Source organism: Brevibacillus sp. HB1.2 (assembly GCF_013332495.1).
Lineage (GTDB): Bacteria > Bacillota > Bacilli > Brevibacillales > Brevibacillaceae > Brevibacillus > Brevibacillus porteri.
The window spans coordinates 17817-34154 of sequence record NZ_JABMIU010000003.1 but is presented as its reverse complement, the minus strand read 5'-3'; the positions used below and the strand labels follow the sequence as shown (position 1 = coordinate 34154).

The following is a 16338-nucleotide window of genomic DNA, read 5'->3' as shown; positions in this document are numbered from 1 at the left end:
ATTCACTCGACACCTAACCATTCCTTGTAATTTGTCGCCCACTTTTGCAAATCATTGATGAACAGGCTGGCGTGATATCCATCACAAACAGCATGATGGACTTGCAAAGAAACAGGCAATAACGTTTTGCCTTCTTGTTCGAAATACTTTCCACTTGTAATGATTGGCAGCAAATACCGCCCATCTCCCGAAATATTCAGATTAAACCCACTGAAGCTAACCCAGGGAATACAAGAGACAGGGAAAGTATAAGGCGGTTCCAATTCTTTCGCCACAAGACCTTTGTTGTCCCCGTACTGTTTCATATCCGCTACGTAATTTCGATAAAACACAGGGAACTCGTCAGCGAATTCCGTCCACATCGTAGAAAAAGTTTGATCGTCCTGGTGAAAAAAAGTATAGCTGGGTATCATCCTCTCCCAATAGCCCAACTCGCCATCCGCATGAAAAGAAGTTCGAAATTCACGATGCGCATTGACAACGTTTGTCACCATATACAGAAAAGCCGGATACAGCTTCATCCCCTTTTGCCGTAGAGCGGGGAGCAACTCCGTTATATCTATATTGGCAGTCATACTGAAGGTGCAATTCACTCGGTTCAGATAATGCTCGAAATAAGGCTTTCTGCTCCAATTATTTAGATCGATTCGCTGAAATTTCATTGGGTATCCCTCCTAAAATCGAAAACATGATGATTTTAGGAGGTGATTTTGCGTGTCCTTTTCATAACACCATCCCCTTCTCCAATCCTGCCTTACCCCTCCAGCATACCATTTGCATCTCTTCCTGACATCAACCTGTGTATAGCTGCAATGTTTAAGTAGAAATAGGGAAGGGTTCAACTCCCGTGCCTATACAAGCCAGTCAGTTCAGCGATATCCCGGATGGACATTGGGCTCGGGAATCCATTGATTTCATTATAAAAACGACCGTCGTTACATCCACAAGAAGAGTACCGTTCATTCAAGAGGCAAAGTTATTTTAAAAAGAGTCGTATACCGTTGATTCCTTTCCAAATGAATGGTCCCCTGATGTAACGTTATAATTTTTTTACAAATGGCTAGACCGAGTCCTGTGCTATCTTTCACAGGATTACTCCCTTTTATGAACTCTTCAAAAATGTGTTCCCTAACATTCTCTTGAACACCTGTACCGTTATCACCCAACCACAGAACAACGCCGGTCTCTATTTTCTCGCATGAAACGAATAGCTGCGTTCCCGGCGGATTATGTTTTAGCGAGTTACCGATCAAATTCGTAATAACGCGGTTCATATGCATTTTGTCGAACATGACAAACAGCGGCTCCTCTGGAATTTTCACTTCCAACTGAAATCCCCTATCTTCTATTTCTGGATAAAATTCCGCAACAAGCTGCATAAACCACTTACTAATATTCACCTTTTCTTGATCCAGTCTCACGTGCTGGTCTTCCAGCTTTGCCAGTTCGAACAAATTTTGAATCAAATGGGCCATATAAGACGATTTGTCGTTAATATATTGAACATACTGACGCCTTTGCTCTTCTTCTAGCTCCGGCCTATCCAGCAACAACTGAGAATATCCGAATACAGAGGTAATCGGTGTTTTCAGATCATGAGACAAATGCAACAGCATGTTTCTTTTGTTGTTCGCTACCGCTTCTATCTCTGCAGAGGTCTGCTGTAGTCGTTCTGCCATTCCGTTAAATGCTTCTCGGATTTCTGCAAATTCCATTTCAGCCGAAAATGTAAGCCTCTTCTGATAATTGAAGCCTTCCATCTCTTTAATGCCCTCTACAATTTGCCGGAGAGGCTTCTTCATCTGCAAGACGGAGTACCGGGTGTAGAAATAAAGGGCGATGAACAACAGAACGACAAACAACGCTATTAAGATTCCAAACGTCAATGATATAATTTCCGACCGCTCAGGAAATTTCCATAACAGAACATAGTTTTCACCCTCTGGCCCTTGAGCTTGAAAGGCATGGTAGAAAAGTGAATCATCATTTCGCAGTATGTCCACTTTAGCGTACAGCATTCCATCGCTATATGTCATAATATTGTCTTCCTTGTTGCCTTTTACATAGATGACTGTCCCCGATTCATCCACGATCTCGAACCAGCCGCCGTACTCGTCTAACAACCGACCATCAATCTTTTCAAAAGGGTACTGGTATATTTTACTGCCATCCACTTGGGTCAAATCGGGCGTTTTATTAAAATAGTTGTCCATCAACAGGTCTGTCCCCAAAAGAGCAACCATAATCACACATAAGAACAAACCGCTTATCACAACATAATGCCGAAAAAACAGTTGTTTTAACGGCCGCTTGTCGGGGATGCTCTCATTTTTTTTCAAAACGGTAGCCTAACCCCCTGATCGTAATAAGATAAACTGGCTTTCTTGGGTTATCCTCAATCTTCTCCCTGAGTTTGCTGATATAGACCATGATGAGGTTTTCATCCCCTATGTATTCCTGCCCCCAAACATGCTCGTAAATGGATGCTTTTGTAAAAACTCTCCCCGCATGCTTCATCAGTAAAGACAAAATCTTGAACTCGTACGATGTCACTTCTTTCTGCTGTCCATTTTTGTACAGCTTACAGCTCACCAAATCGAGCATGACATCGCCAATTTGTATGATTTCATGGTTCGGCTTTTCACCTTTAGAAAATACATCCATTCTTCTGAATAACGCTTGAACTCTGCTGACGACTTCTATGGGGTTAAAAGGTTTCCCCACATAGTCGTCAGCGCCAAGCTGCAGTCCAATAATTTTATCCATATCGTCCGATTTCGCGGACAGGAACAAAAACGGAACTTCGGAAATATGTCGCATCTTTTTTAATAACTCGTATCCATCCATCATCGGCATCATAATATCAGCAATAACCAGATCGATTTGCACGTTGGAGAATACAGCCAGCGCATCAACCCCATTACCTGCTTCATAAGTTGCAAACCCGTAATTTTTCAAATAAATACTGAGTAGTTCACGAATTTGTGCTTCATCGTCGATGATCAGTATCGTTTTGATTGTACTTCCCTCCATCGCCTCATGTCGCAACGAAGCACAAACAAGAAGTCACGGCTTGTTGTACACTAAAATAATTGGTCTGCGAACCGAGATAGTAACGCAGCCGCTTCTTTCCTTACCATCGGCTGCTCTGATTTATAATCGAGACTGCCATCTCTGCCTTTCACCACTTCTGGTCCGTATAATCCTTTTGCCACTACGAAATGGACTCCCTCTAAAGCCCAAGCATCTGTCCTACCACTCAACTTGGCTTTTTTCGGCTCTGCATGAAAATAGCCAAATGCCATGCGCCATACGATGGTTGCTGCTTCTTGACGCGTCAATGGCTCGTTCGGATAAAATTTGCCATCAGCAGATGCTTTTAGTAAACCTAACTCGTAAGCTGCTTGAATTTCCCGCGCATACTTGTTACCCGAAAGATCCGTGTAAATCGGTTTATGCTTTGATGGGGCAATGCCACTCCACTTGATGAACCAGCCAACAAACTCTCCTTTTGTTATCTGTTGTTCGGGCGAAAAGCGATTGTCTCCTTCCATATCAGCAAAGACACCGATCTGTCTCAGGTGATAAATATAGGACGCATATGGATGGTCATTTTCCACATCCTGATAACGTTGCGGCTCAGGCATTTTTTCTGCCCAACTATCTGATTTTAACTCGTAATAAAAAGCCTGCACATCTCCGTGATCGTTCAGCTTAAAAGCAGCTTTACTACCTTGTTCATCCTGGAATAAGAGTGGCTCCACCTCATATAGGACATGTTCTCCCAGCGAGTCTTTTACAATGAGTTTGCCGCCTTCAGCACGTATACGAGTCGTCCACATCCGGTTTCGCAAATCGCTGTATGTCCCTTCAAACTTCGTGAGTTCTTGTTTCGCTAACGCAAACGCTCCCCTTTTCTGCTCATTTTTCGGGTAGTAATGATCCATAAACGCTTTAATCAAAGGCATACGAATTTCGAAGTCCTTATTGACTGTAACAAATACTCCCACTTTTTCTTCCGGGATCAACCACATCCCGGTATGGTATCCTTGTAAATCCCCTCCTTTTTCAATAACATATTGTCCATTGTAATTTTGCTGGTTGACAAATTCGAAACCAAGCGCCATGTTATTCAGCTTTGGATGCACGGAAAGATGAGGTCTCTGCATTTCTGCCGCCGTTTCTTCTTCCATAATCGTCGCATTCCCAAGCTTTCCTTTATTGAGATGAGCAATCATGAATTTAGCCATATCAGAACCAGTTGAGAGCATTCCACCATCAGGAAGCTCAGTTGGTACCATTGCATAAGTCGGGATCGGCTGTCCGATAATATTATAAGGTACAGCCAACTCTTTGACTATTGAGGGTGTAAGTCGAAAATCACTCTTTTCCATGCCAAGTGGCTTAAAGATGCGTTCCTGCACGTATTCACCAAATGGTTTTCCTGCTACTTGTTCTACAACATAACCTTGAATGGTGAAGCCGAGGTTGTCATATCTGTAAAACTCTCCTGGCTTGCGAATGACATTTGGGAGATTGTCCATAACGTATTTCTTTAAAGAAACCTCCCGTTTCAAGTCGGTTGTTGAACCGTCAGAAGTGTCTCCAAAGTCAAATCCAGTGGCGTTCGTTAACAGATGTTTCATTGTAAGAGGAGTGCCTGTCTTATTCGGAATCCGGGCACCCCCCATATATTCGGATACATCTTTGTTCAAATCTATTTTTCCTTGCTCCACCAATTGCATAACGGCTGTAGCTGTAATAACCTTGGATACTGACGCTACACGGAATACAGTCCGATCAGGATCGACCGGAATCTTCTTCTCTACATCCGCATATCCATACCCTTTTTTCAAAAGGACCTTGTCTCCTTTTACAACTACAAACGAAGCTCCTGCCAAGTTGTTCTTAATTTCTGACCGGTTAAAAAATTCATCTGCAAATTGCTCTACCTCTTTCGGATCATCCGGCCCAGATACAGAAGATGCGAACACTTTGGTTGGAGAAACAACTCCGTTTACAAGGCTGACGCTCATAGTAAATACAAGTACGGTCGCCATTAATGTCTGTAACTTCAAAAATATTTTCATAAGATTGCTCCTCTCCTTTACCCTTATTTCCTTCTCTAGAAGAGTAAGCAATCAATCTTAATCGCATTTCTATACAACCTTAATAGAACATGAATTTTTGCTTGTTCATGCAAAAACCCCTGATTTCTCAGGGGCACGCCTTCTTTATTCTCTCTATATCTGTCTCATATCCATATACAGCACATTCCACCGATGACCATCCAAATCAGCGAAGCCTGCCCCATACATCCCCGGACCATGCTCCCGAGGCTCACTGAAAACAGTGCCCCCAGCCTCTTTCACCTGATTCACCAATTCATCCACTGCTTCTCTGCTTTCGGCATCGATCGAAAACAATACTTCCGTGCCGCGCTTTGTATCTGCCAGTTCATTTTGCGTAAACGATTGGAAAGTAACCTCAGGGAACAGCATAATCAGCATATTTTTTTCGCCGATGACCAAGCCCGCTACATCTTTGCTATTCTCATGGCGAGGATGAAAAGAGAATCCGAGTGCGGCAAAAAACGATTTGGACTTTTCGAGATCCTTGACAGGCAAATTGATCCAAAGCTCTTTTGTCATGGGAATTTCTCCTTCGCTTTTTGTTTGGATGATACTCATTCTTCTCCTTTAAAGCATAGCAGAATCATGCTTGAACGCTTCTTCTCGATTGCTATTTTTTGTTAAATTATTTCCGATATTGACACTCGGAATTAGAAACGATAAAGTATTGGATAAACTCGGTTTTACAAGCGCGAAAATTCTAAAAACAGTAACGAGGTGGGCACATGGCAAACGAGCTGATTCAAGCAATTACCCTGTTAAAACAAAAAGAATGGGTAGATCTCACGCACACATTCGGTCCGGAATCTCCGCACTTCCACGCCTTTGACGCCGCCGAATTCCAAACACTGTTCACACATGACGACGGCTTCTTCGCCCAGCGCTTCTCTTTTCCTGGGCAGTACGGTACGCACTTGGATGCACCAATTCACTTCGTGCGCAACAAGCGTTACTTGGACGAAATCGAACTAAAAGAACTCGTATTGCCACTTGTCGTCATCGACAAATCAAAAGAAGCCGAAGCCAACAACGACTATTCACTTTCCGTGGAAGACATTTTGCATTTTGAAATCGAGCATGGTCAAATCGAGAGCGGCTCCTTCGTCGCCTTGCGTACAGATTGGAGCAAGCGCTGGCCAGATGTGGAAGCCTTCAACAACAAGGATGCAGATGGCAACAATCACGCTCCTGGCTGGTCATTGGAGGCTTTACAATTTTTGTTCGAGGAAAGACAAATCAAAGCAGTCGGTCACGAAACCTTCGATACAGATGCGACTATCGATTACCGAAAAAACGGAGCGCTTTTGGGTGAGTATTTCGTGCTCGATCAAGACACCTATCAAGTAGAGCTACTCAAAAATCTCGATAAGCTCCCGGCAAAAGGCGCTGTCATAGTAAACATTACACCCAAGCCTGAAAAAGCCTCCGGGTTTCCGGTTCGCTCGTTTGCCATATTGCCTTAAATTCAAAGCCGAGGAAACGTCAGGTATCATCACCGATCACCTGTCTATCACTCGGCTTTTCAGCTGAAAATGTCTACGTATCCAACGAGGATTTACGGATAACCGCCACACTGGAATCCCTCACAATCAGTCGCGGCTCGAACTGTACGCGTTCGTACGCTCCTGCCCCCTGCTCTCGAATCCGTTTCAGCAAAAGCTCAGTCGCCAGTCGTGCCACCTCTTCTCCCATGATCGAAACAGAACTGATCTGCGGAGTCGTAATCGTCGTCCACACATTGTTGTCAATTCCCACGATCGCGACATCTTCTGGCACGCGGACTCCAAGCTCCTTGAATCGATTCACGATTCCGATTGCCACCATGTCATTGACCGCATAGATAGCGTCTGGCATGTTTTTCAGGCTATAAAAGTAATCAGCAGCACGAAGGCCCGTCTCAAACGAGAAGTCTTCACCAAAATACACCAGCGAAGGATCGACGTGCTGTAGCGACGCCTCATAGGCAAAATACCGCTCCTCGATCTTGTCCTTTGGCGCACCTGCGTAAGCGATTCGCGTACGGCCAATTTTGATCAGATGCTCCATGACGAGTCGCCCTTCTTGACGGGCCATGCTGACCACATCTGCTTTCACACTATCTTCAAGCTTTTTTCCATAGTTAATAATCGAAACGGGAACACTCGCTTTGTTAATCATCTGGACCAACGTCTTCGGATAGGCGAGTGGCATGATAATCAGCCCGTCTACATGCAGCTTTTTGACCTCACGCACAGTCTCAAGCTCCATTCGGGCATTTCCTGCTGTATTAATTTGTACGACACGGTAGCCATGCTGCTTGGCCGCTTGCTCGACCGACCAAGCGATATCTGGAATGATCGCATTGCGAATGTCAGGGACAGCCAGTGCGATTTGATAGGTTTGGCGCACCTTAAGACTTTGCGCAGAAGTGTTCGGAATAAACCCCAGCTCGTCGATCACTTGCAAAATCAACGCTTTCGTCTTCGGACTGATCCCCCCACTGTCATTGATGGCCCTCGATACCGTTGCGATTCCTACGCCCGCCTTCTTCGCTACGTCTTCTATTGTCACTTTATTTTTTGTATCCAACGCCTTGCTTTCCTTTCCATATCGGAATCGTTTTCTATGTTTCCGAGCTAAAATGTGTTTTCCTACCGCTATTATAGCATACACAAAACCAAGGGTAACGTGGCGTGAGCAAAACATGGCAGGCAACAACGCACCTGTTGCACAACACGTTACATCTTCTCAACTTTGCTAGAATCAGCATCCTTCCCTCAACCGATTGCACACCACCCACAACTCTTGCCTAGGAAATCAAATTGACAAGATGCCAAACTTATGACATATTATTTTTCGGAAACGTTTCCTATTTTACTAGCTGAATTTCATATAGAATCCAAATCAAACGAGGAGATGGCAGATATGAAAGCGTTACGTTGGCACGGTTTGAAAGACCTCCGTATGGAAACCATTTCGGAACCGATTGCGTCCAAAGGTAAAGTGAAAATCAGAGTCGAGTGGTGCGGTATTTGCGGAAGCGACTTGCATGAATACGTTGCTGGCCCGATCTTCATCCCACAGGGAGCTGAGCATCCGCTTACAAGCGAAAAAGCCCCGATTGTAATGGGGCATGAATTTTCCGGACAAGTGGTGGAAATCGGGGAAGGCGTGAACACCATCAAGGTTGGCGATCGCGTCGTTGTCGAGCCGGTTTTCGCATGCGGAACATGCGCTGCGTGCAGACAAGGCAAATACAATCTTTGTGAAAAAATGGGCTTCCTCGGTCTGGCCGGCGGTGGCGGTGGCTTCTCGGAATACGTGGCTTGCGATGAGCACATGGTCCACAAAATCCCAGACAGTCTCTCTTATGAGCAAGGCGCTCTTGTGGAGCCATCTGCCGTAGCCCTTTACGCTGTCCGTTCAAGTCAGTTGAAAGCTGGCGACAAAGCTGTCGTATTCGGTGCCGGTCCTATCGGCTTGCTTGTTATTGAAGCACTGAAAGCAGCAGGTGCGGCTGAGATTTATGCAGTGGAGCTGTCCCCCGAACGTAAAAACAAAGCAGCTGAGTTGGGCGCCATCGTCATCGATCCAAAAGAATACGACGTAGTCCAGGAAATTCACAACCGAACAAATGGCGGCGCAGATATCGCCTTTGAAGTCACAGGTGTGCCTCCGGTCCTCACGCAAGCCATCGAATCTACCAAAATCGCTGGACAAATCATGATCGTCAGCATCTTCGAAAGAGAAGCGTCAATCAAACCGAACCACATCGTCATGAAAGAGCGCAACATGACAGGTATCATCGGCTACCGCGACGTTTTCCCAGCTGTCATTAGCCTGATGGAAAAGGGCTTCTTCCCGGCAGACAAGCTGGTCACCCAGCGCATCAAGCTCGACGACATCGTGGAGCATGGTTTTGAAGCACTGCTGAAAGAGAAAAACCAGGTGAAAATTCTCGTTAGCCCGAGAGCATAAGCGAAAACGATTCCAAGAAAATACACCATTCCGCTACAAAAAACGGAGAGAAAGCAGGATTCATTCCTGTTTTTCACTCCGTTTTTTCTGAAGGATGTGTAATTACGCTTCCTTTTCTTGCGTATGCTCCAAAATCGCTTCGATGACAACATCCCAATCCCCATGTGGAAGCTCATGCCCTGTCCCTTCCAACGCGAGCAAGTCCGCTCCTGGAATGGTGTCCGCAAGATGTAAGGCATGCGCGAAAGGGATGAGCAGATCTTCTGTACCGTGAATCACGAGTGCTGGCACAGCGATTTCACCTGTCCGCATCAAGTACGTTTCACTGGCCGTCACAAAGGCGTGGTTGTTCTTACTCGCATAATGATTGCTTCTGGCGATATCGATTTGGGCCAATTCACGGACGCGTGCCTCGTCAAAAGGATACTTGGAACCGATCAAAACTTTCGAACTCGCCACGGCAACCTCTAAAACCTCCTGTTCATCCTCCCAGTTGATTTCTCCCATATTGCTGAAAAACTCCATCAGCTTCTCATCAATTGGCGGGAGGTCAGGGGCAAAATTCGACGTTGCATGCAAGATGATCGTGCGAACTCTTTCGGGATGTCGCAATGCAATGAATTGCGTCAACATTCCGCCCATGGACATACCAACGATGTGCGCCTGCTGTACACCAAATGCATCTAGGACGTGAACAGCGTCATCCGCCATATCTTCAAATGTATAGCCTGGTTCCCCAACCTCGTAGGTCGTGGAGCGTCCGACATCCCGATTATCAAAACGAATAACAAAGCGTCCAGCATCGGCTACTCGCTGACAAAATTCTTCCTCCCACCAAAGCATGGACATCTGGGCTCCCATAATCAGCAAAATCGCCGGATCTGTGGGCTTCCCAAAGCTTTCCGCACATATTTCTACACCGTTCACTTTTAAAATCTGTTCTGCCATTGTATGTTTTCCTCCTAAACGAATGGAAATAAAAAAACACAGGCTAGACTGCCTGTGCTTACGTCATCGAAAAAGGAAGAAGAAACGAAAACCATAAAATCAGATACCAAAATCTGATTGTACAAAGATTGGTTCCATTCTCTTCGCAGATCATGCAAATAGAGGAGGTCATCACGCTTGCCTTCCTCACTCCATTTGCCCATGATTCAATTGGGTTACCGTAGCGGCAATCCATTTTTCGATTCGTATGCACACAACATAGCCTTTTCACGCTATTTCATTGATTGTGTTGTGCGAATAAAGTATCGAAAAATTAATTTGCCACACGTACCCCTCCGTCCCTGATAAGTTGTGACCATCCTACCACATGCTTTTTCTTCTGTCAACGATTGGCAGTTTCAACGGTTGTTCGTATCCCTGGCTCCGCAAAAATCGTTTCAACATCTCGGGTAAGCCGCAACTCAACCACTTGATCACATGCCAGCTTGGAAAGAATCTGGTCATGCGTGATCATGACGACCGTTTTGCCTGCTTCAGCCAGCTGTTTTACCCATGCGGCCACCTTCAGCACTCCATCGCCGTCAAGTCCGCTTGTCGGTTCATCCAGCACAATCAGTTCTGCGTCAGAGCAATAAGCGGCTGCCATCGTGACCCGCTGCTTCTCTCCACCCGATAATGACGCCGGATGCCGATCGCGAAGCTCGCGCAAACCGAAAGCATCCATCGCTTCATACGCCTTTTCGCGGAGCTCTTCATTCAAGATTTTTCCCAACACGATTTCGTTTCCGACACTGTCTGCGTAGAGCTGGTAGTCCGCATCCTGCATCACCAAATAGCTGACAGCTCGTCTTTTGCTAGCGGACAGTGAACGACCTTGGCTGACAATCGTTCCTTTTCGCTCACGAAGAAGACCACATAAAATTTTGCATAGCGTCGTCTTGCCCGTACCGTTTTCTCCAGTCAACGCTGTTACGCTCCCCTGTGGAAGCGAGATGTTGATATCGGTGATTCCGTCGTTTTTCTTTTTATAAAAATAGCTAAGCCCTCTACCCTCCACCATGAATTCGGACATTTCTGGCTGCTCACGTTTCTTCGCTGTCTCGGGAAGCGTCATGTCAGGATGGCGCAGACCATACATACGCACGTCATCATGAGACAACTGGCAGAACTCGTCCTTCGTCCACGTACGTGCGATTTTGCCATTTTCCATGCAGACAAACAAATCGACAACGGGTAGAAAAGGAGCGAGCCGATGCTCGCTGATGAGCAGGGTGGTACCGTTTTGCTTGAGCTTGCTTACGATTTCAATCAGGTTTTGCGTAGAGGAAGCGTCCAGATTCGCAGTAGGCTCATCCAGCAAAAGAAGTGGCGGTGTCAAAACCGATGCGGCCGCTATCGCTACCCGTTGCTTTTGCCCGCTGGACAGCTTATGTAAAGAGGTATCGAGCAAGTGGGAAATCCCGAGCTGGCTCGCCTGCCTATCCATCCGGCTTCGAATCTCGTCTGGTGCCATGCCGATGTTTTCTGCGGAAAACGCCAGCTCATCCCGGACGGTTTCCATAAAAAATTGGCTGCGGGGGTCTTGAAATACGACGCCCATTAGCCGGGTACGTTCCTCGGGCAGCATGCTCGCAGGACTTTTGCCGCCAACGCTTACCTCACCCGTGAGACGTCCGGCATAAAAATTCGGTGCGAGACCATTGACCAGCCTCACAATCGTACTCTTGCCGCAGCCAGACCGCCCACATAGTACGACACACTGTCCAGCTTTTACAGATAGGCTTATCTTTTTCACGCCGGTCTCCGTGTCATGTCCCCCATCTTCCTGACCATAATGAAACGTAACATCGTTTAGCTCGATCACGAAATCATCCCTCCCGTCCAGTAAATTGCTGAGCCTATCAGCGCATACAGCCCTACGACGATGCCATCCATGATCTTGAAGCCAACTGGATAGATAGAGGTCCGCGCGTTTGTGCACTCGATGCCGCGGAGCTCAGCAGACGACGCCAGTTCTGAAGACAGCTTCAGGCAACGGACGACCAGCGGCATAAAAAAACATTCGTAGGCCATGGCCGGATGCTTCAGTACGCTGTACCAATGCGGAAAAATCCCTCTGGCGCGGATCCCGTCACGAATCGCTTTCATTTCCAAAATGACCACGGGGAAAAAACGGATCAAAATGCATATCATCACCAAAATCGGTTTGGGGACTGACATCTTCTCAAACGCACTCATGATACTACCAGGTGGCGTATAGATCAGAACCGTGCCGATCATGATGACAGGCATCATTCTCACCATCGTGTAGACAATGAGCTTCATCGTTCCCAATGCCAACACATTCGGCATGAAAAACACAAAAGCCATGCACACGCAATAGAACACAACCAGTTGAAACGCCTTTCTGGACAGGTGATTCCATACCAAGTACACTACACTTAATGCCACCAGTAAGTGTACCTGTATATCATCACGAACGGTCATGGCCAAGATACTCGCTATTACCAGCACTAACAGATGCGTTCTGGGACCGAGACGTCTTGTACGCGCTGTTTCTTTTTCATAAGCTTTTTCCTTCATCCGACAAACACCCCTACAACCGAGATCACACACAACCTGATAAAGGGGACATGGAACATTGCTGAAGTCCTCCTTACAAATCGTAATGATAATGATGATCATAATCTCTAGCAATACGACAGGTAGACATACGTCTTTTCGAAGTATGTTTTCGTCCGATCACGGCATGGGTGGTGACTATAATGAAAGATATTTTGACGGAACTGCATACGCCGTGTTTAATGCAATGCGGCTTTTATCGTGACGACGACCACGGTCCATACAGTCGCGAGGGTGTTTGCTTTTCTGTTTTGCCAGAGAAAGGGCAGGGGCGCTACTGGACTTATACCCGTGACAACCTGTTTTCGATTTCGATCCAAGATTTCGTCTTTTACGAGGATTTGTTTCTGGAGTTCCAGCAACCCAAGTACCTGAGCTTCAATTATTACGATTCCGTCTCTGGCGAAGAATTCAACCCATATAAACGATTGTCATGCGGCTGCATCCGCGTCCATATCGGCTATAACAATTTGTATCGGGCCAGTTATCGCAAAAACATTCCCATTCGCTCGACGGCTATTGAAATCATGCCGGAGTATTACGAGGATTATTTGAAAAGCAAATATCCAGTAGAGTATAAGGATCTGCGCTCGTCCTTTATTACGGTAGATGGGATGACGAATTTCGCGGAGCTTGTTTTCGTGCTCCGACAGATACGGAATTTTCGGGGAACGGGAATTGCCGCAAAGCTGTACTACGAGGGAAAAGTCGCAGAAGCAGTATCACTGATCGTGGAGAAAGCCAAAGCACACAAAAAAACGCATCCAACCAAAAGCATATCCCAACAGGACTTGGACGGCCTGACAGCTGTGACCGCCTACATTGACGATCACTTCGCATCCGAAATACACTTGGAGCACCTCGCCCGGATCGCCTGCATGGGACTCACCAAGCTGAAATACACCTTTAAGCAAGCGAACCAATGCACCATCACCGCATATATCCAAAACAAGCGAATGAATCACGCCGAGCAACTGCTTACGAGCACCGATTTACACATTAATCAGATTGCGTATATCGTGGGCTACCATAACTCCAGTCGCTTCTCCCAGCTGTTTCGCAAAAGCACCGGGTTGTTGCCCAACGAATACCGGAGATTCACGGTTATAACCAAATAGGATCATCGAAAAAGCTGTAGCCGATGATGTGGCTACAGCTTTGCACTAAATAAACAGTTTTCGCACTCGCTCATCCCGCAGCCACAATCCGCCCCACATCAAAATCGCGAGGTAGACAGCAAACAGCGTATGGGAAAAGAGTGGCGCGTCTACACGGATCTGGGTAGCGATGACCCCACCGAAAAATCCAGTTAACAGAAGTGCACCCAAAACTGCTGTTCGTGGTATCGCATACAACACCGTTGATACAAGGGCGAGAATTCCAATCACGCCAATGTGATGCTCCGCATAGCCGAGTACGAGAGTTCCCTCTACGACAGGAGCAGGCTGGATGAGTTTGAATACACCGTCAAAAAGCATAAAAAGAATGACAAGTCCGCTCATAATCCGTGCAATCCACAGTCGTGTTTTTGAAATTTGACTCTGCATGGGTGTCCCACCTTTCATTTTTTCCTAAACAAATCGTAGCACAATCAAAGCGGCGACATTTCTTCTGTATTGCTCTTTTGAGGATCTCCTCATCAGGTCAATAAAAAAATGACCCCTGATGAAATTCAGAAGTCATCGTTACGCATAAGGAACAATTTTATTTCTTCTGTCCCTAAAATTTTATAAATGTAATCGTAAATTTTGTATAGCTACTTTTCTCACTCTCTACTTTAATCAAGGCATGATGTGCTTCGATAATGGCTTTGACCAGCGCCAATCCAATCCCTGACGAGTCATGCTTCTTTGAACCTCTTGCTTTGTAAAATCGATCGAAAATATGCGGCAATTCCTCAGTTGCAATTCCTTCCCCAAAGTCTTGAATCACCAATTCTGTAAAGATCGGCGTATCTTTGACATGAATCATGATTTTACTATCGGGTTTGGAATGCTCGATCGCATTCTTCAGCAGGTTTAACAAAGCTTCCTGCATCCATAGTTTATCGTGAACAACGATTATTTCCTCCGGGGCATCCCAGTCAATCGACATATGTTTATCACTGATCATGCTCGCCAAACGATCCAATACTTCCTCGATGGTCTCCACCAAATTTGCTGGTTCTTTATCAAATGATATGGCTCTGGCGTCGATTTTCGCTACCTTTAGCAAATTTTGAATCAAGACATTCATTCTGGAGATTTGAACTTCATTGTTTTGCAGTAGTTGAACTTGCTGCTGCCTGGGCAACTCTGTATTCAACATCATTTCATTGTAGATGGATATTGTGGAAAGAGGCGTTTTTAATTGATGGGAGATATCTTGCAGCATTTGTCCTAAAAACTCTTTCTCTTCCAGTAGATCCTGCATGCTTTTTCTAATAATATCTTTCATAGAACGAAAGGAAGCCGCTAGTTTGGCGAGATCCCCTTCTTTATTTTCATTGATGACAACCGAGTAATCCCCATCGATTATTTTTTTGGCTGCGGAAGTAAGTTGTCTAATTTTATGGAAGACCAACTTATGCTGCATATAACTTGCCCCAAACAGCATCAATCCGAAACAAAGCAATCCCCAAATAATAAATTGATTATGGCTGAAAATATGTTGATTTAAAAGCGGAAAAAGCTCTGTTTCCAAATCTTCATATAATCCGTACTGCCTAAATATCTCTCTTCCTTTTTCCTGATACTCACTTGAATCAGAAGTGTGCATCGTTATGACTTTCATAATTTCTGCTTCATTCTCGGGATTTAGTTCAACCAATCTAGCAGTAATTTCACCCCAGCTTGAAATGTAATCGCGTTTCAAATCATCATAAAACATTTGATGTGCGATAAACTGGTAAATGGTAAATAGAGATAACAGAACAGCCAGTATCGTTATATACCCTTTCCATTCGGTATTCTTCATCATCTTACTCTCTGTTCACATCCTTATTCCACCGATAACCCAATCCTCTTTGGGTGACGATAAACTGTGGATTCTTGGGGTCATCTTCAACTTTGTCTCTTAAACGCTTAATGTATACAGATAACGTGTTTTCATCAAAAAAAGCATCTTCTCCTTCCGATACTTTCATGAGGATCTCATCTCTTTTTAGAGCTTTATGAGGGTTCATCATGAAAGTTAGCAGAAGCTTATATTCTAGATTCGTTAATGGAATATTTTCATGATTTTTATAAGCCTTGATTAGGTTCGTATCGATTTTTACATTCTCAGACGCCAAGATCATGGAAGAAGTTTCCGACCGCCTTTGTTTGCGCATTTGCACTTTCACTCTGGACATGAGTTCCTTGACTCGAAAAGGTTTCGTTATATAATCGTCCCCACCAATATCCAGACCCATTACCACATTTGCTTCTTCATCCAGCGCGGTTAAGAAAATAATAACCGCTGACTCTTTTTGTTTTTTGAAATGCAGACATAAATCATAGCCGTTTCCATCTGGAAGGCCAATATCGAGGATAGTCAAATCAAAAGTATGATGATCAAACTCGTGTTTCGCTTCTTTTACGCTAGAGGCTCTGACCACCTCATAGCCTTCATTCTTCAATGAAAATTCGATGGCTAGACCGAGAGCTTCATCATCTTCAACAAGCAAAATTTTATTCAAGAAGTCCCCTCCTTTTGACCA

15 protein-coding genes are annotated in these 16338 nt (G+C 45.2%); 3 read left to right on the top strand and 12 right to left on the bottom strand.

From position 1 onward, the window contains the following. Positions 1-2 precede the first annotated feature (2 nt). From catA to HPY28_RS08235, 5 genes are all read right to left on the bottom strand, one after another. Entirely contained in the window at positions 3-662 is a 660-nt protein-coding gene (catA, locus tag HPY28_RS08255) for a type A chloramphenicol O-acetyltransferase (protein ID WP_174230383.1), read from the bottom strand. Between the two features lie 297 nt (positions 663-959). Continuing rightward, positions 960-2339, bottom strand: a complete 1380-nt coding sequence (locus HPY28_RS08250; RefSeq protein ID WP_017250847.1) for a HAMP domain-containing sensor histidine kinase — start codon at positions 2337-2339, stop codon at positions 960-962. Next, the gene (locus HPY28_RS08245) at positions 2326-3033 is read right to left on the bottom strand and encodes a response regulator transcription factor (protein ID WP_174230382.1); all 708 of its coding nucleotides are present in this window, start codon (positions 3031-3033) and stop codon (positions 2326-2328) included. Before HPY28_RS08245 ends, HPY28_RS08250 begins: the two co-directional genes overlap by 14 nt. A gap of 50 nt (positions 3034-3083) precedes the next feature. Beyond that, positions 3084-5090 (bottom strand): serine hydrolase domain-containing protein, encoded by a 2007-nt coding sequence (locus HPY28_RS08240; protein WP_017250845.1) that lies wholly within the window; start codon positions 5088-5090, stop codon positions 3084-3086. 153 nt (positions 5091-5243) lie between these two features. After that, positions 5244-5651, bottom strand: coding sequence for a VOC family protein (locus HPY28_RS08235; RefSeq protein ID WP_174230381.1), 408 nt, complete (start codon positions 5649-5651; stop codon positions 5244-5246). A gap of 206 nt (positions 5652-5857) precedes the next feature. Here HPY28_RS08235 and HPY28_RS08230 point away from each other — a divergent pair, with 206 nt between their 5' ends. Further along, the gene (locus HPY28_RS08230) at positions 5858-6595 is read left to right on the top strand and encodes a cyclase family protein (protein ID WP_174230380.1); all 738 of its coding nucleotides are present in this window, start codon (positions 5858-5860) and stop codon (positions 6593-6595) included. Between the two features lie 73 nt (positions 6596-6668). Here the strand turns inward: HPY28_RS08230 and HPY28_RS08225 are convergent, their stop codons facing one another. Further along, complete coding sequence (locus tag HPY28_RS08225) at positions 6669-7700, bottom strand: LacI family DNA-binding transcriptional regulator (RefSeq protein ID WP_174230379.1); 1032 nt, start codon at positions 7698-7700, stop codon at positions 6669-6671. Between the two features lie 336 nt (positions 7701-8036). On the opposite strand from HPY28_RS08225, the gene HPY28_RS08220 reads away from it, so the two are divergent. Then, positions 8037-9089, top strand: coding sequence for a 2,3-butanediol dehydrogenase (locus tag HPY28_RS08220; RefSeq protein WP_026043269.1), 1053 nt, complete (start codon positions 8037-8039; stop codon positions 9087-9089). Between the two features lie 102 nt (positions 9090-9191). Here the strand turns inward: HPY28_RS08220 and mleBRB are convergent, their stop codons facing one another. The 3 genes from mleBRB to HPY28_RS08205 form a co-directional block, all read right to left on the bottom strand. Further along, the gene (mleBRB, locus tag HPY28_RS08215; RefSeq protein WP_174230378.1) at positions 9192-10037 is read right to left on the bottom strand and encodes a BRB family alpha/beta fold macrolide esterase; all 846 of its coding nucleotides are present in this window, start codon (positions 10035-10037) and stop codon (positions 9192-9194) included. A 382-nt stretch (positions 10038-10419) separates the two neighbouring features. Next, positions 10420-11901, bottom strand: coding sequence for an ABC transporter ATP-binding protein (locus HPY28_RS08210; RefSeq protein WP_174230377.1), 1482 nt, complete (start codon positions 11899-11901; stop codon positions 10420-10422). Then, positions 11898-12620 (bottom strand): energy-coupling factor transporter transmembrane component T, encoded by a 723-nt coding sequence (locus HPY28_RS08205; protein WP_174230376.1) that lies wholly within the window; start codon positions 12618-12620, stop codon positions 11898-11900. Before HPY28_RS08205 ends, HPY28_RS08210 begins: the two co-directional genes overlap by 4 nt. Before the next feature lie 182 nt (positions 12621-12802). On the opposite strand from HPY28_RS08205, the gene HPY28_RS08200 reads away from it, so the two are divergent. Beyond that, a complete protein-coding gene (locus HPY28_RS08200) occupies positions 12803-13777 on the top strand; it encodes a helix-turn-helix domain-containing protein (RefSeq protein WP_174230375.1) in 975 nt (324 codons plus the stop codon). Between the two features lie 45 nt (positions 13778-13822). On the opposite strand, the gene HPY28_RS08195 is transcribed toward HPY28_RS08200, so the two are convergent. The 3 genes from HPY28_RS08195 to HPY28_RS08185 all read right to left on the bottom strand — a co-directional run bounded on the left by HPY28_RS08195 (position 13823) and on the right by HPY28_RS08185 (position 16317). Continuing rightward, positions 13823-14206, bottom strand: a complete 384-nt coding sequence (locus HPY28_RS08195; protein WP_017250836.1) for a DoxX family protein — start codon at positions 14204-14206, stop codon at positions 13823-13825. A 172-nt stretch (positions 14207-14378) separates the two neighbouring features. Beyond that, positions 14379-15614 carry a HAMP domain-containing sensor histidine kinase gene (locus tag HPY28_RS08190; RefSeq protein ID WP_174230584.1) on the bottom strand — a complete coding sequence of 412 codons (1236 nt, stop codon included), beginning with the start codon at positions 15612-15614 and terminating at the stop codon, positions 14379-14381. Positions 15615-15618: 4 nt separating this feature from the next. Next, positions 15619-16317 (bottom strand): response regulator transcription factor, encoded by a 699-nt coding sequence (locus tag HPY28_RS08185; protein WP_174230374.1) that lies wholly within the window; start codon positions 16315-16317, stop codon positions 15619-15621. Between the last annotated feature and the right edge of the window lie 21 nt (positions 16318-16338).